Source organism: Micromonospora nigra, assembly GCF_900091585.1.
In the GTDB taxonomy this organism is placed as follows: Bacteria; Actinomycetota; Actinomycetes; order Mycobacteriales; family Micromonosporaceae; genus Micromonospora; species Micromonospora nigra.
On sequence record NZ_FMHT01000003.1, the window covers coordinates 6,117,117 to 6,134,549 of the forward strand.

Annotated in this window: 19 protein-coding genes and 1 pseudogene; 9 read left to right on the forward strand and 11 right to left on the reverse strand. The window is 71.4% G+C overall.

The window, feature by feature from the left end; all coding sequences use genetic code 11:
- Positions 1 to 92 precede the first annotated feature (92 nt).
- From GA0070616_RS26850 to GA0070616_RS26865, 4 genes are all read left to right on the forward strand, one after another.
- Positions 93 to 1,505 (forward strand): cytochrome ubiquinol oxidase subunit I, encoded by a 1,413-nt coding sequence (locus tag GA0070616_RS26850; protein WP_091089294.1) that lies wholly within the window; start codon positions 93 to 95, stop codon positions 1,503 to 1,505.
- 14 nt (positions 1,506 to 1,519) lie between these two features.
- A complete protein-coding gene (gene cydB / locus GA0070616_RS26855) occupies positions 1,520 to 2,518 on the forward strand; it encodes a cytochrome d ubiquinol oxidase subunit II (RefSeq protein WP_091089298.1) in 999 nt (332 codons plus the stop codon).
- A 125-nt stretch (positions 2,519 to 2,643) separates the two neighbouring features.
- Positions 2,644 to 3,111 (forward strand): OsmC family protein, encoded by a 468-nt coding sequence (locus GA0070616_RS26860; RefSeq protein WP_091089303.1) that lies wholly within the window; start codon positions 2,644 to 2,646, stop codon positions 3,109 to 3,111.
- Between the two features lie 50 nt (positions 3,112 to 3,161).
- The gene (locus GA0070616_RS26865; protein ID WP_091089306.1) at positions 3,162 to 4,340 is read left to right on the forward strand and encodes a GNAT family N-acetyltransferase; all 1,179 of its coding nucleotides are present in this window, start codon (positions 3,162 to 3,164) and stop codon (positions 4,338 to 4,340) included.
- An 84-nt stretch (positions 4,341 to 4,424) separates the two neighbouring features.
- Here the strand turns inward: GA0070616_RS26865 and GA0070616_RS26870 are convergent, their stop codons facing one another.
- The gene (locus GA0070616_RS26870) at positions 4,425 to 5,111 is read right to left on the reverse strand and encodes a hypothetical protein (RefSeq protein WP_091089310.1); all 687 of its coding nucleotides are present in this window, start codon (positions 5,109 to 5,111) and stop codon (positions 4,425 to 4,427) included.
- A gap of 68 nt (positions 5,112 to 5,179) precedes the next feature.
- Positions 5,180 to 5,641 carry a peroxiredoxin gene (locus tag GA0070616_RS26875; protein WP_091089313.1) on the reverse strand — a complete coding sequence of 154 codons (462 nt, stop codon included), beginning with the start codon at positions 5,639 to 5,641 and terminating at the stop codon, positions 5,180 to 5,182.
- A gap of 160 nt (positions 5,642 to 5,801) precedes the next feature.
- Between GA0070616_RS26875 and GA0070616_RS26880 the strand changes: the two are divergent.
- A pseudogene (locus GA0070616_RS26880) lies at positions 5,802 to 6,014 on the forward strand (SDR family oxidoreductase); the annotation flags it as partial.
- Positions 6,015 to 6,103: 89 nt separating this feature from the next.
- Here the strand turns inward: GA0070616_RS26880 and GA0070616_RS26885 are convergent.
- The 5 genes from GA0070616_RS26885 to GA0070616_RS26905 form a co-directional block, all read right to left on the reverse strand.
- Positions 6,104 to 7,249, reverse strand: coding sequence for an RNA polymerase sigma factor (locus GA0070616_RS26885; protein WP_091089317.1), 1,146 nt, complete (start codon positions 7,247 to 7,249; stop codon positions 6,104 to 6,106).
- A gap of 2 nt (positions 7,250 to 7,251) precedes the next feature.
- Positions 7,252 to 7,659 (reverse strand): YciI family protein, encoded by a 408-nt coding sequence (locus GA0070616_RS26890; protein WP_091089321.1) that lies wholly within the window; start codon positions 7,657 to 7,659, stop codon positions 7,252 to 7,254.
- A gap of 248 nt (positions 7,660 to 7,907) precedes the next feature.
- The gene (locus GA0070616_RS26895; protein ID WP_091089324.1) at positions 7,908 to 8,528 is read right to left on the reverse strand and encodes a LysE/ArgO family amino acid transporter; all 621 of its coding nucleotides are present in this window, start codon (positions 8,526 to 8,528) and stop codon (positions 7,908 to 7,910) included.
- A 2-nt stretch (positions 8,529 to 8,530) separates the two neighbouring features.
- Positions 8,531 to 9,256, reverse strand: coding sequence for a B3/B4 domain-containing protein (locus tag GA0070616_RS26900; protein WP_091089327.1), 726 nt, complete (start codon positions 9,254 to 9,256; stop codon positions 8,531 to 8,533).
- Complete coding sequence (locus tag GA0070616_RS26905) at positions 9,253 to 10,224, reverse strand: fatty acid desaturase family protein (RefSeq protein ID WP_091089330.1); 972 nt, start codon at positions 10,222 to 10,224, stop codon at positions 9,253 to 9,255. The genes GA0070616_RS26900 and GA0070616_RS26905 overlap by 4 nt, the downstream gene beginning before the upstream one ends.
- Before the next feature lie 661 nt (positions 10,225 to 10,885).
- Here GA0070616_RS26905 and GA0070616_RS26910 point away from each other — a divergent pair.
- Positions 10,886 to 11,878, forward strand: coding sequence for a tyrosine-type recombinase/integrase (locus tag GA0070616_RS26910; RefSeq protein WP_091089334.1), 993 nt, complete (start codon positions 10,886 to 10,888; stop codon positions 11,876 to 11,878).
- 107 nt (positions 11,879 to 11,985) lie between these two features.
- Positions 11,986 to 12,888, forward strand: a complete 903-nt coding sequence (locus GA0070616_RS26915; protein WP_245712912.1) for a hypothetical protein — start codon at positions 11,986 to 11,988, stop codon at positions 12,886 to 12,888.
- Positions 12,889 to 12,898: 10 nt separating this feature from the next.
- Here the strand turns inward: GA0070616_RS26915 and GA0070616_RS26920 are convergent, their stop codons facing one another.
- Together GA0070616_RS26920 and GA0070616_RS26925 are read right to left on the reverse strand one after the other, a co-directional pair.
- Positions 12,899 to 13,747 (reverse strand): bifunctional 5,10-methylenetetrahydrofolate dehydrogenase/5,10-methenyltetrahydrofolate cyclohydrolase, encoded by an 849-nt coding sequence (locus tag GA0070616_RS26920; protein WP_091089341.1) that lies wholly within the window; start codon positions 13,745 to 13,747, stop codon positions 12,899 to 12,901.
- 103 nt (positions 13,748 to 13,850) lie between these two features.
- On the reverse strand, positions 13,851 to 14,630 hold the full coding sequence (locus tag GA0070616_RS26925; RefSeq protein WP_091089345.1) for an endonuclease/exonuclease/phosphatase family protein: 780 nt from the start codon (positions 14,628 to 14,630) through the stop codon (positions 13,851 to 13,853).
- Between the two features lie 209 nt (positions 14,631 to 14,839).
- On the opposite strand from GA0070616_RS26925, the gene GA0070616_RS26930 reads away from it, so the two are divergent.
- Complete coding sequence (locus tag GA0070616_RS26930) at positions 14,840 to 15,622, forward strand: TSUP family transporter (RefSeq protein WP_091089348.1); 783 nt, start codon at positions 14,840 to 14,842, stop codon at positions 15,620 to 15,622.
- A gap of 72 nt (positions 15,623 to 15,694) precedes the next feature.
- Here the strand turns inward: GA0070616_RS26930 and GA0070616_RS26935 are convergent, their stop codons facing one another.
- A complete protein-coding gene (locus tag GA0070616_RS26935) occupies positions 15,695 to 16,309 on the reverse strand; it encodes a malonic semialdehyde reductase (RefSeq protein WP_245712913.1) in 615 nt (204 codons plus the stop codon).
- Between the two features lie 98 nt (positions 16,310 to 16,407).
- Between GA0070616_RS26935 and GA0070616_RS26940 the strand changes: the two genes are divergently transcribed.
- Complete coding sequence (locus GA0070616_RS26940) at positions 16,408 to 16,764, forward strand: winged helix-turn-helix transcriptional regulator (RefSeq protein ID WP_091089351.1); 357 nt, start codon at positions 16,408 to 16,410, stop codon at positions 16,762 to 16,764.
- Between the two features lie 157 nt (positions 16,765 to 16,921).
- Here GA0070616_RS26940 and def read toward each other — a convergent pair whose 3' ends face one another.
- The gene (gene def / locus GA0070616_RS26945; RefSeq protein ID WP_091089356.1) at positions 16,922 to 17,428 is read right to left on the reverse strand and encodes a peptide deformylase; all 507 of its coding nucleotides are present in this window, start codon (positions 17,426 to 17,428) and stop codon (positions 16,922 to 16,924) included.
- Positions 17,429 to 17,433 lie beyond the last annotated feature (5 nt).

The window sequence follows — 17,433 nt, forward strand, 5'->3', positions numbered from 1 at the left end:
GCCGGTTCGGGCCCTGCGTCCCTGCCGACACCCCTACGACGGGAAGTAGTATTTACTACGTCTCGTAGTATGAAGAGCCTGGGGGGTTGCAGGTGGACGCGTTGGACGTCGCCCGCTGGCAGTTCGGTGTCACCACCGTCTACCACTTTCTGTTCGTGCCGCTGACCATCGGCCTGTCCGTGCTGGTGGCGATCCTGCAGACCCTCTGGCACCGCACCGGCGACGAGAAGTACCTCAAGCTCACCAAGTTCTACGGCAAGCTCTTCCTGATCAACTTCGCCATGGGCGTGGTCACCGGCATCGTGCAGGAGTTCCAGTTCGGCATGAACTGGAGCGACTACTCCCGCTTCGTCGGCGACATCTTCGGCGCCCCCCTGGCCATCGAGGCCCTGGTCGCCTTCTTCCTCGAATCCACCTTCATCGGCCTGTGGATCTTCGGCTGGGACCGGCTGCCCAAACGCCTGCACCTCGCCGCCATCTGGGCCGCCGCCATCGGCACCAACCTGTCGGCCTACTTCATCCTCGCCGCGAACTCGTTCATGCAGAACCCCGTCGGCTACCGCATCAACCCCGACACCGGCCGCGCGGAACTGACCGACTTCGTCGCCGTCCTCACCAACAAGGTCGCGCTGATCACCTTCCCGCACACCATCGCCGGCGCCTTCCTCGTCGCCGGGTCGCTGCTGGTCGCCGTCGCCCTGTGGCACCTGATCCGCAACCGCGACAGCGCCGACACCCCCGCCTACCGGTTCGCCGCGAAGTTCGGCGCCTGGGTCACTCTCGCGGCCACCGCCGCCGTCATGATCACCGGCGACATCCAAGGCAAGATCATGACGCAGGTGCAGCCCATGAAGATGGCCGCCGCCGAGGGCCTGTACGAGACCGAGAGCCCCGCGCCGTTCTCCGTACTCACCATCGGCAGCCTCGACGGCTCCCGCGAACTGTTCGCCATCAAGATCCCGTACCTGCTGTCCTACCTCGGCACCGGCGACCCCGACGGCACCGTCGCGGGCATCAACGACCTCCAGGCCCAGTACGCCACCCAGTACGGCCCCGGCAACTACGCCCCCATCATCCCGGTCACCTACTGGAGCTTCCGCTTCATGATCGGCTTCGGGCTCGCCGCCGCCGCCATCGCCCTGCTCGTGCTCTGGACCCAGCGCAGGGGCCGCACCCCCACCAGCCGCTGGTTGCTGCGCGCCGGCCTCGCCATGCCCGTGCTGCCCCTGCTCGCCAACTCCTTCGGCTGGATCTTCACCGAGATGGGCCGCCAACCCTGGATCGTCTTCGGCGAGATGCTCACCCGCGACGGCGTCTCCCGCAGCGTCTCCCTCACCGAGGTCCTCACCTCCTTCACCGCCTTCACCCTCATCTACGCCACCCTCGCCGTGATCGAGGTCAAACTCCTGATCCACTACGCCAGGGCCGGCGTCCCCGACGTCACCGAAACCCCCGCACCCGACGACACCGACGACGCCGAGCGCCCGCTCGCCTTCGCCTACTGATCCCGGAGCCCCACGTGGAACTGACCACCATCTGGTTTCTCCTCGTCGCCGTCCTGTTCACCGGCTACTTCATCCTCGAAGGCTTCGACTTCGGCGTCGGCATGCTGCTCCCCGTCCTCGGCCGCGACGACCGCGAACGCCGAGTCATGATCAACACCATCGGGCCGGTCTGGGACGGCAACGAGGTCTGGCTCATCACCGCCGGCGGCGCCATGTTCGCCGCCTTCCCCGAGTGGTACGCCACCCTGTTCTCCGGCTTCTACCTGCCCCTGCTGCTCATCCTGCTCGCCCTCATCGCCCGCGGCGTCGCCTTCGAATACCGCCACAAGCGCCCCGAAGCCACCTGGAAACGCCGCTGGGACACCGCGATCGTCGTCGGCTCACTCCTACCCGCGATCCTCTGGGGCGTCGCCTTCGCCAACATCCTGCGCGGCGTACCCCTCGACGCCGACCACGAGTACGTCGGCGGCCTGCTCAACCTGCTCAACCCGTACGCGCTGCTCGGCGGCGCCACCACCCTGGCCCTCTTCCTCACCCACGGCGCGGTGTTCATCGCCCTCAAGACCGTCGGCGACATCCGCGACCGCGCCGCCACCCTCGCCGTACGCCTCGGCGTCGCCACCGCCGGCCTCGCCGTCGCCTTCCTCACCTGGACCCTGACCATCCGCTCCAGCACCACCGCCGTCGTGTTCGCCGTCGGCGCGGCCCTCGCCCTGCTCGGCGGCCTCGCCGCCGCCCACGCACGCCGCGAAGGCTGGGCGTTCACCGGCACCGCCGTCGCCATCGGCCTCGCCGTCGCCACCCTCTTCGCCGCCCTGTTCCCCAACGTCATGCCGTCCACCCTGGACCCCGCCGGCACCCTGACGGCCACCAACGCCGCCTCCACCCCCTACACCCTGACGATCATGACCTGGGTGGCGGTGATCTTCACCCCCATCGTCCTGGCCTACCAGGGCTGGACCTACTGGGTGTTCCGCAAACGCATCGGCGTCGCCCACATCCCGCAACACTGACCCGACCCACGTCCCGCAGCACCGACCCGCCGCCGGGCGGCCGCGACCCTCCCGCGGCTGCCCGGCGGCCCACCCACGACGACCGGCCCTCGACACCCACCACCACCCCCGCAGAAGATGACCGGGTGACCCACCACCACTACAGCACCACCGTCACCTGGACCGGCAACCTCGGCACCGGCACCAGCGGCTACCGCGACTACCGCCGCGACCACCACGTCACCACCGACGGCCGCCCACCCATCCCCGGCAGCAGCGACCCCACCTTCCGAGGCGACCCCACCCGCTGGAACCCCGAACAGCTCCTACTCGCCTCCCTGTCCCAGTGCCACATGCTCTGGTACCTGCACCTGTGCGCCGACCACCACATCGTCGTCACCGACTACGTCGACCACGCCACCGCCACCATGACCACCGACGACACCGGCACCGGCCGCTTCACCGACGCCCTCCTACGCCCCCACGTCACCGTCGCCGACCCCACCACCGTCGAGACAGCCACCGCCCTGCACACCGCCGCCCACCACGCCTGCTACATCGCCAACTCCGTCACCTTCCCCGTACGGCACGAACCCACCGTCACCGCGACCTGAACGCCACAAAACCGCTTCGACACCGCCAGCACCGCGACTAGGGTCCAGCCGTGTCCACCACCATCCGCGAACTCACCACCGACGAACTCACCGACGCCTGGCACCTCGGCCGCCTCACCTTCGGCTCCGACCCGCAACCCCCGGCCAACCTCACCACCCCCACCGCCGACGCCACCCGACACGGCGCCTTCGACCACACCGGCCGCCTCGTCGGCAAAGCCGTCGACCTGCACCACCACCAGTGGTGGGCAGGCCGCACCGTGCCCACCGCCGACGTCGCCGGCGTGGCCGTCGCACCCGAAGCCCGCGGCCACGGCACCGCCCGTGCCCTCCTGCGCGCCCTGCTCACCACCGCCCGCGACCGCGGCGCCGCCCTCAGCGCCCTCTATCCCACGACCGCCGCCCCCTACCGCGCCTGCGGCTGGGAGGTCACCGGCGAACTGCGCACCCTCGAACTACCCACCGCCGCGCTCCCCGCCCACCGACCGGCCCCACACCTCACCGTCCGCGCCGGCACCCCCGCCGACCTGCCCGCCACCGCCGACCTCTACCAACAGGTCGCCCGACACCGCACCGGCCTGCTCACCCGCCACGGCCCCCGCTTCGAACCCGGCGACGAACCACCCTTCGACGGACTCACCCTCGTCGAACACGACGGCCACCTCGTCGGCTACGCCGGCTGGAACCGCGGGCGCGGGTACGGCCCCGACGCGATCCTCACCGTCGAAGAGGCCCTCGCCACCACCGGCGACGCCGCCCGCACCCTCATCGGCAACCTCGCCACCTGGCACAGCGTCACCCCCACCATCCGCCTGGTCCCGCTGCCCGGCGACGCCGTCACCGCCCACCTGCCCCTGGAAGTCGCCCGCGTCCAGCACCGCGACACGTTCATGCACCGCCCCGTCGACATCGCCCGCGCCGTCGAAACCCGCGGCTGGCCCGCCCACACCCGCGGCCACGTCACCTTCACCCTCACCGACGACCTCGCCGACTGGAACACCGGCACCTGGCACCTCGACGTCGCCGACGGCGCCGCCACCCTGCGACCCACCGACACCGAACCCGCAGCCCACCTCACCGTGCGCGGCTTCGCCCTGCTCCACGCCGGCGTCACCACCGCCCACGCCGCCACCCAGGCCGGGCTGCTGCACCCCACCGGCGGCCACCACCCCGGCGAACTCGACCTCCTCGCCGCCGGCCCACCCGCCCACCTGCTCGACTACTTCTGACCCCTCCACCGGCAGGGGCCGGGCAGGGGGAAGACCCCCGCCCGGCCCCTGCCGACAGCGCACACCACGACCAGATCGGCGCCGTCAGCCCGCCTCGCGCAACTCCGCCAACCGCGCCTCGATCTCCGCCAACTCCGCCCGCAGCCTCTCCGCCTGCTGCTCCGCCTCGGCCCGCTCCACCGACAGGATCTGCTCCACCGCCTCGTGCACCCCCGGCACATCCACCAGCGCCACCATCCGCAACGCCTCCGCCGGCTTCACCACATACGGCTTCGCCAACACCTTCGCACCCTGCTGCGCCGCCACCGTCCACTCACCCTCGGCATACGCCAACGTCACCGTCAACCCCGCCGGCCCCTTCGGCTTCACCGCCTTCGCCGCCTTCACCACCCGCCGCGCCGGCTTCGCCTCCGCCGCCTCCACCACCGGCTCCTCCCGCCGCTGCGCCGGCACCCGGTCCAACACGAACTCCGGCTCCGCCGCCACCGCAGGCACCGGCGCCGGCTCCTCCACCTTCGCCTCCCGACGCCCCGCACCCCGCGGCGCGACCGCCACATCGGTGGGGGAGAAGGGCAACTCGTCACGCCCGAACCGCACCACCACGAACTCGTCAGACACCGCCGGATCGGTCAGCTCCACCACCTGACCCACCTGCCCCGCGATCTGACCCGCCGCAGCCGTGAACACCACCTTCGGCCGGCGCCCCGCCGCCAACGCCTCCCGGATGCTGCGCACCTCGTCATCGGACAACCCCTGGCCAGCGGCACCCATCAGCAACCTCTCCCGTACACCCGTTCCGACGCCTGCCTTGATACCAGCCCACCCCGACAACCGGAAGATCAACCCCCCAGCACCCGCAACGCCCGATCCGCGTGCTCCTGCACCCCCAACTCACTGTGGACCACATCCCGCACCCGCCAGTCCGTCCCGATCACGAACGTCATCCGCCGCGTACCCAACGGCCCCAACGGCAACCACCGCCGCGCCCCGAACCGCCGCGCCACCACCCCCTGCGGATCCGACAACAACGGAAAGTCGAACCCGTACCGGCGCGCCAACCGTGCCTGCCGCTCCACCGGATCCCGACTGATCCCCACCCGCTGCGCACCCACCACCCCGAACCGCGTCGCAAGATCCCGGAACCGCCGCCCCTCACCCGTACACACCGGACTCAACGCCGACGGATAGAAGAACACCACCACCGGCCCCCGCGACAGGAACTCCGACAACCGCCGCAACCGACCCAGATCGTCCGGCAACTCGAAGTTCTCCACCACATCACCCACCAGCAGCCCCGACATTGCAACCCTCCACACCGCGCGACAACACCCGCTGCCATACCTGCGCCACGCACCGCCGATACGTCACACACCCCCGGTAACCTCACCCCGACACGACACAGGGGAGAGGCACTGACCCACAGGGGGAGGGGCAATGGCACCCGTCACCGTCATCACCGGCGGCATCCGCGTCAACGCCGTCACCCCCGGCATCATCCGCACCGACATCCACGCCCTGTCCGGCCAACCCGACCGACCCGACCGCGCCGCCCCGCGCATCCCCCTCGGCCGACCGGGCGAACCCGACGAGGTCGCCGCCGCCATCGCCTGGCTCCTCAGCCCCGACGCCTCCTACACCACCGGCGCGATCCTCCGCGTCGCCGGCGGCCTCTGACCCACCCCCGCGAGCCACACCATGACCACCACCGAACCCTCGACGTACCCGACGCCCGACTGCACCACGAGATCCGCGGCTGCGGCCCGCTAGCGACACCCGCGGGCGTTCAGGCGCGCGGCCTGGCGCATCAGGTGGTCGCGCTCCGCGAGGTTCTCGGCCCTCCGGGCCGCCTCGGCATACCGCCGCGCCGCCGTCACCAGGTCACCGTCACGCTCGTGCAGATACGCCGACACCGCCGCGTAGCGAGGCAGTGAGTCGTCCAGCGCGGCCAGCGCCGCCAACCCCGCACGCGGTCCGTCGGCCTCACCGACAGCCACCGCACGGTTGAGTCGGACCACCGGGCTGTCCGTCAGAAGCGTGAGTTCGTCGTACCACTCGACGATCTGCACCCAGTCGGTCTCCCCGGCGGTGGGCGCGTCAGCGTGCAACGCCGCGATGGCGGCCTGGGCCTGGAACTCACCCAGCCGGTCACGGGCGAGAGCCGCCCGCAGGATCTCGACCCCCTCGGCGATCAACCCGGTGTCCCACCGACCACGGTCCTGCTCGGCGAGCGGCACCAGGCTGCCATCGGGCGCGGTCCGGGCGGCACGCCGGGCGTGATGCAGCAACATGAGGGCGAGCAGCCCCGCCACCTCGGGGTGGTCGATCGTGGCCGCGAGCTGCCGGGTGAGCCGGATGGCCTCGGCAGAGAGGTCGACATCACCACCGTAACCCTCGTTGAAAACCAGGTAGAGGACACGCAGGACGGTGGCGACGTCACCGGGCCGGTCGAACCGCACCCCGGCGACGGTGCGCTTGGCCCGGCTGATGCGCTGCGCCATGGTCGCCTCCGGCACCAGACAGGCCCGGGCGATCTGGCGGGTGGTCAGTCCACCGACGGCGCGCAGCGTCAGCGCGACCGCCGACGACGGCGTCAACGACGGGTGGGCACACAGAAAGTACAGCTGGAGCGTGTCGTCCACCATGGGCGTCGGCCCGGGCACCGGCTCCTCGTCGACGAGGCTCTCCCGGCGGCGGCGCGCGGCATCCGCCCGGGTCGCGTCGAGGAACCGGCGCCAGGCCACGGTGACCAGCCAACCCTTCGGGTCCCGTGGCGGGTCGGCCGGCCAGGCGCGGACCGCCTCGACCAGCGCGTCCTGCACGGCGTCCTCGGCCGCCGTGAAGTCTGCGCCACGGCGGACGAGGATGCCGAGCACGCTGGGCGTGAGGCTGCGCAGCAGCGCCTCGTCCACCGTCAGTCGGTGATGGTGGGCGGCGCGGTCAGGAACGGGCGCACCTCGAGCCACTCGTGGATCGGTTTCCCGTCCGCACCCGGAGCGGCCGACAGCTCCCCGGCCAGCTCGATGGCGCGGTCGTAGCTGTCGACGTCGATCACCATCCAGCCGGCGATGAGGTCCTTGGTCTCGGCGAACGGGCCGTCGGTGACGGGTGGGCGCCCTTCGCCGTCGTACCGCACGAACGTGCCCTCGGGGGCGAGCGCCTGGCCGTCGACGAACTCGCCGGTCTGCACGAGTCGGTCCGCGAAATCCTGCATGTACTGCATGTGAGCCGAGATCTCCTCCGGCGTCCACCGGTCCATAGGCACGTCGTTGACGGGTGCCGGAGCGCCACGGTAGTGCTTGAGCAGCAGATACTTGGCCATCTCGTCCTCCTCGGTGCTGGCGTGATCCCGTTCGGTCCACGTTCACTGCGGGGACGGAGCCGGTCACGGGTTCTCGACACCCCGCTGTCCGCCATTGTGGCGGTGAGCCCGGATGCCGCACGCAGGACACGGCCGGTTGCGGATTGGGTCGGCTGCACCCCTCGCCTCCGGCACAGCGAAGGATTCGATAATCTACATTATGTCAAGTTGGAGTGGTCGTCCCGCTCCCCGCGCCCCGGACCCGACCTCTACGCGGCGACGAACTGGACGAACTCCAGGAGCAGGAACGCGGCGAAGAGGAGCATGACCATGCCGGAGATCCGCTCGAACCACAACGCACGGCGTGGTGTCAGATAGCGGCGCAGAGCTGCGGCTCCTGCGGCGAGGAAGAGAAACCAGATCCAGGAGGCGCTCAACGCGCCACCGGCGAACAGCATGCGTGACGTTTCTGCCTGAGCGGCCACGGCAGACCCGATCACGCCTACCGTGTCGAGGATCGCGTGCGGGTTCAACAACGACACCGCCACGGTACGGCGAATCACGCTCCTGACCCTGAGTGCCTCGCTGGCCTCCAGCCGCATGGTCGTCGCCGTGCTGCGCCAGGACTGCACACCCAGATACGTCAGGAACGCGGCTCCACCCAGCAGGAGTGCCCCACGCAGCGCCGGGAAACCGGTCAGCAGGCCGGAGACGCCGGCGGCTCCGGCCAGGATGAGCAGCGTGTCGCAGCAGCCCGCGGCGATGACGGCCCAACCCGCTCGGGGCCAGCCCACGGCGAGGCCCTGCCCGACGACGAAGACGTTCTGCGCGCCGATCGGCACGATCAGGGCCAGCCCGAGAGCCAGGCCCGCCAGATAGGTGGTCTCCATGCCTATGCGCGGGCTCGGACGCTGACCTCGGCGGTGGCGTGGGCGGCACCGAGCAGGTGACGGGTAACGCGTTTCGCCTGCGGGGCGACCAGGGCGGTCAGCGCCTGGGCCGCCTCGTCCAGGGTCGACTGCCCGACCGCACCCGGTACGCCCTCCAGAAGGAACAGGACGTTCTCGACGTTGGAGGTCACCTTGGTGCGCTCGGCGTCGCGGTGGTTCCAATGCCTGGTCAGGACGGAGAAGTCGTCGGCGTAGACGACTTCTCCGGGGCGCGGCTGCTCGGTGGTCTCCGGCTCCCCCAGCGGGGTGAAGACGTCGCCGTCGCGCGCCAGGCGCAGGTGCAGGTCCCCGCGCACGGCGTCGAGGTCGAACGCGCCGGCGGGCAGCCCGTGCCGAACGGACACGGCGTTGTACGCGTCGACTGGCCCGTTGACGCGTGGTAGCTGACCGGTGCGTGCCAGCCGTCGGCACAGGGCGTCGACGCTGGGCCGCACCCTGCGCGGATTAGTTCCGAAGCGGCGGTAGATGGCGTGCCACACGGCGATCGGCGGGTCGTCCTCGGTGGACGGGGCCCACGAGCCGTCGGCCACGGATGCCTCCAAGGCGGTCAAGGCGCGCTCGGCGGCGGGCCACGAGTCGGCGCCCGCCACCCCCTCCGCGACGACGAGGGCGATGACCACCTCGGGGTACCCGCTCAGCACGGTGTGGTCGATGTGCAGTGTGGTCATGCCGTTGCCCTGTTCTCTGTCCAACCGGTACGGGGCCGTTGCCGCACCCGAGTGCGATACCTGATCTTGCTTCGGTACTCGTCATCCTCGCTGAGGAGCACCCGGTGCAGCTTCGCCAACTGGTGGTGCGGCACTCCCGGCCACATGTGGTGAATCGTATGGTAACCGTCGCCGTGAGGGTGAATGAGCAGCCGCTGCGCCAGCCCGAGATTGCTGACGGTGGCGGCGAACACCGTGTCTGCCTCGCGGTAGACGTGTTCGCTGCTCTCGCCGATGAAGCGCACCACCGGCAGGGCCACCAGGTGTGCGACCAACCACGCCAGCGCGGCAGAGCCCGCCCAGACCGGCCCGCCCAGAAGCCATCCCGGCAGTACTATCACGACGGCGCACCACGCGAAGGGCAGGAGCGCTGTGCCGGGCGCCGATCCGAGGGTGTCCAGCCAACCGCGCTGGTACGGCACAAACCGGCAGAGTAGGCCGACAGCGTATGAGCCCAGGTCGGACCGGTCGAGGTCCTCCAGGTCGAGCTGCTCGTAGCGTTGCCGGTCCGGGTCGGCGGCTGTCCCGAAGCGCCCGTGGTGCACCAGATGACTCTGCCGGTAGTCCGCGATCCGCGCACCGGTGGGTACGCCGGCCAGGACAGCGGCGAGGACGTCACCGAGGGTCCGGTGCCGCCGGCTCCAGTTGAAGTGCGACGCTTCGTGGACGAGGCATTCCAGGGCACGCAACTGCCGCGCCGCGACGACCACGCCGAGGAGTACCGCCGTACAGATCACCAGCCAGCCCGCATGTCGAACCGCAGGTGACGTGGCAGCCAGGAGGACCACCGGAATCGTCAGGTGGTCGAGGACCGCGACGGCGGTGGTGCGCCACACGTTGGTCGCGTGCGCGCGGGCGATGGCGTCACGGAGGGCGATCGGGTTCCTGTATCCCCTCCGGTATCCGGTTTCGACGGTGCTTGGTTCCATTGTGCGCTCGTCGGATGTCACGGGAGCGCTCCTCCGTTCCGGGTGCGGTCGAACATGGTTACGAGCGGCGCGAGGCAGTCGCGGGAAGGGTTGTGCGGGCGTCAGCCGGCCACGATGAGGGCGCGGCGACGGGGCGGGGTGTCGCGTGGACACCACGTCCGTGCGGGGCTGTGCGGCATGGGTTCGCGGGGCAGGGTCGGTGACCCTGGCGACAGGGCCCCGTCGGAAGTGCTTGCGCCCGCCGTTGATCTACGCATGTCGAGACTCCCCCGTAGAGGCTCGGATCTGCCGGCGAAGACGGCGCACGGCGATCCCGCGCAGCTCGGCTTCGGCGCGCCAACCTACCAACGGATTCGCATGCCACGGGCCCGTGAACACGCACCGTGACGTGGCCGTGTCGCACGCTCGGGCGCAGGTATTGCCGTTACGCGGAGATGTTGCTATGGCGACGCTGCGTCGCGGGCGGGAGGTGGTGCGACGCTCGGCGCCGGGCCTCCGCGAGGAGGTTCATCCCCGCCGGCTGACGTCGCGAAGCGGCACGCAACAGTGATGGACGCAGCCTCGAACAGTGATGTATTTAACTTCGTCGCATTGCGGAGTGTGAAGAACTTCCCCACTTCGAGTGGCCACCCCAATGCGAATTTCATGCATAATATCCCTTATGCATGACAAACAGGACGATTCGGTGTGTCGGCTGCTGGAAGAGTTCCTGATCGCCCGGACCACCCGCAAGCCCTCCCCCCACACCCTGGCCGCCTACCGGCGGGACCTGACCGCCGTCGCCACCCTCGCCGCCGAACTGGCCGCCCCTCCCCTCCCCCTCGACGCCCTACGGATCGGTGACCTGTCCCCCCGGCTGATGCGGGCAGCGTTCGCCCGGTTCGCCGCTCCCCGCTCGGCGGCGTCGGTGCACCGCGCCTGGTCGACCTGGAACGGCTTCTTCTCCTTCCTGGTCGCCGAGCAGGTCGTGGCGGGCAACCCGATGCCGGCGGTGGACCGCCCACGTGCCCCGCTCCCCCAGCCCAAGCCGCTGCGCGGCGACGACACCCCGGAGCAGCTGCTGGCGGCGGTGTCACGGTCCGAGGGCCGCCAGCGTGACCCGTGGCCCGAGCGGGACGTGGCGGTGCTGGCGTTGGCCCTGTGTGCCGGGCTCCGGCTGTCGGAGCTGCTGGCGTTGCGGGTGGGTTCCCTGGCCGGTCGGCCGGGCGAGCGGCGGGTCGAGGTGGCCGGCAAGGGTGGGCGGCCCCGGGTGGTGCCGGTCGAGCCGGACCTGGACGGGGTGTTGGCGGCCTACCTGGACAGTCGGGCGCGGCGCTTCGGTGCCCGGTCGGTGCGGCCGGACTCGCCGCTGCTGGTCGACCGGGCGGGTGAGCCGCTGCGTCGGGGCGGGCTTCAGTATCTGGTGGAGTCGTGTTACCGGCGGGCGGGTGTCACGGACCGGGTGCCGCGTGGGGCGCGGTTGCATGCGTTGCGGCACACGTTCGCGACCCGGTTGGCGGAGGACGGCGCGGGTGCGGCGGAGATCATGCGGCTGTTGGGGCACGCGTCGTTGGCGTCCTCGCAGACGTACATCGAGGTGACGGCGGGTCAGCAACGTGACGCGGTGCGCAGCATGCGTACCAACCGGGCGTTGACGGGGCTCGTGCGGCCGTGAGGGTGGGTGCGGCGCGTGCGGTGGCAGCGGCGTGGGTGCGACGGTACGCGGCGCGGGATCCCCTGGTGGAGGGGGCGTTTCTCAGTGGGTCCGTGCCGGGGTTGCCGGTGGATGCGGTCCTGCCGGTGTGGTCGGACGTGGACGTGGTGGTGGTGCGGGCGGAGCCGGCGGAGAAGGTGGGCAAGTTCGGGTGGCGGGGGGTGCTGCTGGAGGTCACGGTGGTGACCTGGGCGGAGTTGGGTTCGGCGGAGGATGTGCTGGGCTCGTGGGTGTTCGCGCCGAGCCTGCGGCGCGACGGGGTGTTGTGGGATCCGTCGGGGCGGTTGGTGGCGTTGCGGCGGCGGGTGGTGGCGGGGTTCGCCGACCCGGTGTGGGTGGCGCGGCGGTGTGCGGGGGTGCGGCAGCGCGCGGAGGTGGGGTTGCGGGCGGTGACGGACGTGGGGCCGTTGCACGCCCAGGTGTCGGGGTGGTTGTTCCCGACGTCGTTGACGGCGGTGCTGCCGCTGGTGGCGGCGGGGGTGGATCCGACGGTGCGGCGGCGGTACGTGGTGGCGGCGGAGGTGTTGGCGGCGTACGGGATGGGGGGTCGGTATCCGGCGTTGCTGTCGCTGCTGGACGGCGGTGGGGTCGGTGTGGGCGCGGTGCGGGCTCATCTGGCGGGGCTGGCGCGGGTGTTGGCGTTGGTGGCTCCGGTGGCGCGGACGCGGTTCTTCTTCAGTGGCGATCTGGCGCCGTCGGCCTGGCCGGTGGTGTTGGCGGGCAGCGCGGACCTGGTGGCGGTGGGGCGGCACCGGGAGGCGATGTTCTGGATCGTGGCGACGTACGCGCGGTGTCTGGCGGTGGTGGAGGTGGACGCGCCGGAGTTGGTGGAGGAGGTGTCGGCGTTGCTGGAGGCCGCGGTGGCGGATCTGGGGGTGGCGTCGGCGGTGGCGCGTCGGCGGCGGGCGCTGGAGGTGTTGGCGTTTCTGCCGGGGTGGTGTGAGGAGGTGCGGGGGCTGGTGGGGCGGTGAGGTGTCGGGGTCAGCGGCGGGCGGCGTGCAGGGCGTTGCGGAAGAGCATGGCGACGGTGGTGGGGCCTACTCCGCCGAGGCGGGGGGTGATGGCGGCGGCGATGTCGGCGCAGCGTTCGTCGACGTCGGGTAGGAGTCGTCGGCCGGCGTAGCGGACGCCGCCGCCGATGACGACGGCGCCGGGGCGGATGTGGTGGGGCTGGATGATGCCGGGGACGCCGGCGGCGGCGATGAGGATGTCGGCGCGGCGGGTGTGCGCGGTCCAGTCGGGGACGCCGGTGTGGATGACGGTGACGGCGGCGTCGGCGGTGGGTCGTTTCTGGGTGAGCAGGAGGGCGAGGGGGCGGCCGAGGGTGGCGCCGCGGCCGAGGATGACGACGTGTCGGCCGGCGACGGGGATGTGGTGGTGGTCGAGGAGTGCTTCGATGCCGGCGGGGGTGCAGGGGGTGGGGCCGGGTAGGCCGAGGGCGAGGCGGCCCATGTTGGTCGGGTGCATGCCGTCGACGTCCTTGTCGGGGTCGAGGTGGTGCAGGGCGCGTTCGTGGTCGAGGTGGGTGGGCAGGGGGTGTTGGAGTAGGACGCCGTGGACGTCGTGGGCGGTGTTGAACTGGTCGATGACGTGGTGCAGGTCTGCCTGGGTGGCGGTGGCGGGCAGGTGGACGTGAGGGCTGGTGAAGCCGAGTTCGGTGGCGTGGCGTTGTTTGATGCGGATGTAGCCGGCGCTGGCGTCGTCGTCGCCGACGAGGATGGTGGCGAGGCTGGGGGTGACGCCGGTGGCGCGGAGGGTGGTGACGTCGGCGGCGACCTGGGTGAGGATCTTGTCGGCGACGGGGTGGCCGGGCAGGAGTCTGGCGGGCATGGCGCTCCTCGGGGCGCGGGCCCAGGCGGTCGACCCGCGTGTGAGGGCTCCCCGATGGTTGTCCATCCTCCGGCCGCCGGTCGCGCGTGCGGCCATTGTGGCATCAGCCGAGGTCGACGACCAGTGGTCGGTGGTCGGAGATGGTGGACGCGGGTGTGGTGACGGCGGTGACGGGTGGTAGCTGTTCGATTCCTCGGGGGTCGGCGAGGATGTGGTCGAGTTGGATGCGGGGTTGGCCGGCGGGGTAGGTGGGGCGGCGGCCGAGTGGCTGCCAGCCGGAGATGGCGCGGGCGAGGCCGGCGGGCAGGTTGAGGTCGCCGAGCAGGATGCGGGGTGTGGGGAGGGTGCGTAGGGCGCGGACGACCTGGCGGAGTTGGTGGGCGTTCCAGCCGGGGACGAAGGACAGGTGGGTGGCGGCGACGGTGAGGGGGCCGTGGGGTGTGTCGAGGACTGCGGCGAGGACGACGCGGGGTTCGTCGCGCAGGAGGATGAGGCCGCCGTGGGGGCCGGGGATGTAGACCGGGGAGCGGACGGGGGCGGGTCGTAGGCGGGTGACCTGCCAGGTGGTGACCGGGTGGCGGGTGACGAGGCCGACGCCGTAGCAGGGTTCGCCGTGGCCGTCGTCGTCGTGGGTGAGGGGGCGGAACTGTTCGCCGGGGGTGCCGACGACGGCGGCGGCGAAGCGGTGTTCGGGGGCGTCGAGGGCGTGGGCGGCGATGGCGGTGAGGTCGTGGTGGCCGCTGCGGGTCTGGTCGCGGTCGACTTCCTGGAGGGCGAGGACGTCGGCGTCGAGGGTGGTGACGGCGGCGGCGAGGCGGTCGGGGTCGACGAGGCCATCGGTGAGGGAGCGGCCGTGCAGCAGGTTGAACGTGGCCAGGCGCACCGTGTCACCTTACGTGGTGGTGGCACTGTTGCCGGATGGTGAAGGTGCTGCTGTGTTCGATGTTGGTGTTCGTGGCGGTGGGGGCTGTCGGGGTGTGGGTGCGGCGTCGTCGGGGTCGGTGAGGCTGGCGGCGGGCGGAGTCGCGGGCGCCGTGGTGGGTGGTGAGGCTGGCCACAGGCGGTGCCGTGGGGGTGGGGGCGGTGGGAAGAATGCCGCCCGTGGAACTGGACCCGGTGACCCTGTCGACGTTGCTTGCCGCCGCTGTGGTGGCGGGGTGGGTGGACGCGGTGGTGGGTGGTGGTGGGTTGTTGTTGTTGCCGGCGTTGTTGGTGACGGGGATGCCGCCGGCGACGGCGTTGGGGACGAACAAGCTGGCGGCGATCGCGGGGACGTCGACGGCGGCGGTGGCGTACGCGCGGCGGACGGCGGTGGACTGGGCGGTGGCGGGTCCGGCGGCGGTGGTGGCGGTGGTGTGTGCGGGGGTGGGTGCGGCGTTGGCGGGTGCGGTGCCGCCGTCGGCGTACCGGCCGGTGGTGTTGGTGGTGTTGGTGGCGGTGGCGGTGTTCGTGGTGGCGCGGCCGCGGGTGGGTGTGGTGGCGGTGCCGGGGCGGCGGACGCGGCGGCGGATGGTCGGGGCGGTGGTGGTGGCGGGGGTGGGGATCGCTCTGTACGACGGGTTGGTGGGGCCGGGGACGGGGACGTTTCTGGTGTTGGCGTTGACGGGGTTGGTGGGTGCGGACTTTCTGGGTGCTTCGGCGATGGCGAAGGTGGTGAATGCGGGGACGAATCTGGGTGCGTTGGTGGTGTTCGGGGTGACGGGGCACGTGTGGTGGTTGTTGGGTGTGGCGATGGCGGTGGGCAACGTGGTGGGGGCGCTGGTGGGGGCGCGGATGGCGTTGCGGCGGGGTGCGGGGTTCGTGCGGGTGGTGTTGTTGGTGGTGGTGTTGGCGTTGGTGGTGCGGTTGGGGTGGGCGCAGTGGGTGCAGGGGTGATGGTGTCGGCCGTGGGATGGATGGTGCCGGCCGCGTGGTGGGGGCGGCCGGCACCGGGGTGTGGCGGGGTGGTCAGGCGTGGCGGACGATCTGGTCGTGGTCGAGGCGGGGCAGGCGGGGTTTCCAGGCGTCGGGGCCGGGGTGGCCGATGTTGACCAGGAGTAGGGATTTCCAGCCGGTGTCGGTGAAGAACTCGGTGTCGACGCCGGTGGTGTCGAAGCCGGCCATGGGGCCGGCGGCGAGGCCGGCGGCGCGGACGCCGAGGAGGAAGTAGCCGATCTGGAGGGTGGCGTTGAAGCGGGCCAGGGTGTCGCGGTCGGTGGGGTTGGCGGCGAAGTGGGCACGCATGCCGGGGCGGATCGGGTAGATGGTGTCGAGGTGTTCGTGGAAGTTGGTGTCGGCGGCGAGGACGGCGACGACGGGTGCGGTGGCGGTCTTGGCGCGGTTGCCTTCGGCGACGTGGGTGAGTAGGCGTTGGCGGTTGTCTCCGGGGCGGATGAACAGCACTCGCAGGGGTTGGGTGTTCATGGCGGTGGGTGGGTATTTGGTCAGGTCGATGATGGCGTGGAGCTGGTCATCGCTGACGGGGGTGTCGGTGAAGGTGTTGGCGGTGCGGGCTTCGGTGAACAGTTGGGCCTGGGCGTCGGGGTGCAGGGTGATCAGGTGGTCGGGCAGGACGTTGGTCACGGGTTCTCCTCGGGACACGACAGCTGGGCTTCCCGCACGATAGCAGCTAGCTTTTTAGAAGCGGCTGGTTTGCGATGAGGGCCACGTATGCTGGTGTCATGACGGTCCCCTCCCCGGTCGACGGTGACACCCGGGCCTGTCCCGGCGGGTTGACCCGGGCGTTCGCGTTTCTCGGCAAGCGGTGGAACGGGATGATCCTGGGCACCCTCGCGCAGGGGTCGGCCGGTTTCGCGGAGCTGACCCGGGCGTTGCCGGGGATCAGCGAGTCGGTGTTGTCCGACCGGCTGGGTGAGCTGAACCGGGTGGGTCTGGTGACCCGGACGGTGCGGCAGGGTCCGCCGCTGGGGGTCAGTTACGGCCTCACCGAGCGTGGGACGGCACTGTTGCCGGCGCTGGATGCGCTGGCCCGCTGGGCGGACGAGAACCTGCCCGCCGAGGGGCCGGAGGGCTGCTGAGAGGCCGGAGGGCTGCTGAGCGCCGCGACGGCGAAGCCCTGCCGGGTGCTGGTCGCCCTGCCGCGCTTGGCTCCGGTGCGGCCGCGGGCCTGCCGGCTGGGGCACGTCGGCCGGCGGCAAGCTCCTCGCGGGCCCGGTCCGCCCGGCGGGCGGCGGGTCAGTGGCGGCGGGGTGAGTCGAAGCGGCCGGCGCGGATCTCCCGCAGTGCGCGGCGGCGGGTGTCGCCGCGCAGCGTGTCGACGTAGAGACGTCCGTCGAGGTGGTCGGTCTCGTGTTGCAGGGCGCGGGCGAGGAAGCCGTGGCCGGAGATGGTGAGCGGTTCGCCGTGCTGGTCGAAGCCGTGGGCGGTGGCGTGCAGGGCGCGGGGGGTCGGGAAGTACATCCCGGGGATGGACAGGCAGCCCTCCTCGTCGTCCTGTAGCTCGGCCGACAGTTCGAGGGTGGGGTTGACCAGGTGACCGCGGTGGCCGTCGGCGTCGTAGACGAACACGCGGGCGGCCACGCCGATCTGGGGGGCGGCGACACCGGCGCGGCCGGGGGCACCGAGCAGGGTGTCCATCAGGTCGGTGACCAGGGCCCGCAGTTCGGCGTCGAAGCTGGTCACCGGGTCGCAGGGACTGCGCAGCACGGCGTCGCCGATGATCCGGATGTCCCGCATGGTCATGGTGG

Bases quoted from the DNA above. Each gene is read 5' to 3' on its own strand.
- GA0070616_RS26870 (WP_091089310.1), bottom strand. From the start codon at position 5,111: ATGGGTGCCGCTGGCCAGGGGTTGTCCGATGACGAGGTGCGCAGCATC.
- GA0070616_RS26875 (WP_091089313.1), bottom strand. From the start codon at position 5,641: ATGTCGGGGCTGCTGGTGGGTGATGTGGTGGAGAACTTCGAGTTGCCG.
- GA0070616_RS26890 (WP_091089321.1), bottom strand. From the start codon at position 7,659: ATGGCCAAGTATCTGCTGCTCAAGCACTACCGTGGCGCTCCGGCACCC.
- GA0070616_RS26895 (WP_091089324.1), bottom strand. From the start codon at position 8,528: ATGGAGACCACCTATCTGGCGGGCCTGGCTCTCGGGCTGGCCCTGATC.
- GA0070616_RS26900 (WP_091089327.1), bottom strand. From the start codon at position 9,256: ATGACCACACTGCACATCGACCACACCGTGCTGAGCGGGTACCCCGAG.
- GA0070616_RS26905 (WP_091089330.1), bottom strand. From the start codon at position 10,224: ATGGAACCAAGCACCGTCGAAACCGGATACCGGAGGGGATACAGGAAC.
- GA0070616_RS26910 (WP_091089334.1), top strand. From the start codon at position 10,886: ATGCATGACAAACAGGACGATTCGGTGTGTCGGCTGCTGGAAGAGTTC.
- GA0070616_RS26920 (WP_091089341.1), bottom strand. From the start codon at position 13,747: ATGCCCGCCAGACTCCTGCCCGGCCACCCCGTCGCCGACAAGATCCTC.
- GA0070616_RS26930 (WP_091089348.1), top strand. From the start codon at position 14,840: ATGCCGCCCGTGGAACTGGACCCGGTGACCCTGTCGACGTTGCTTGCC.
- GA0070616_RS26940 (WP_091089351.1), top strand. From the start codon at position 16,408: ATGACGGTCCCCTCCCCGGTCGACGGTGACACCCGGGCCTGTCCCGGC.
- def (WP_091089356.1), bottom strand. From the start codon at position 17,428: ATGACCATGCGGGACATCCGGATCATCGGCGACGCCGTGCTGCGCAGT.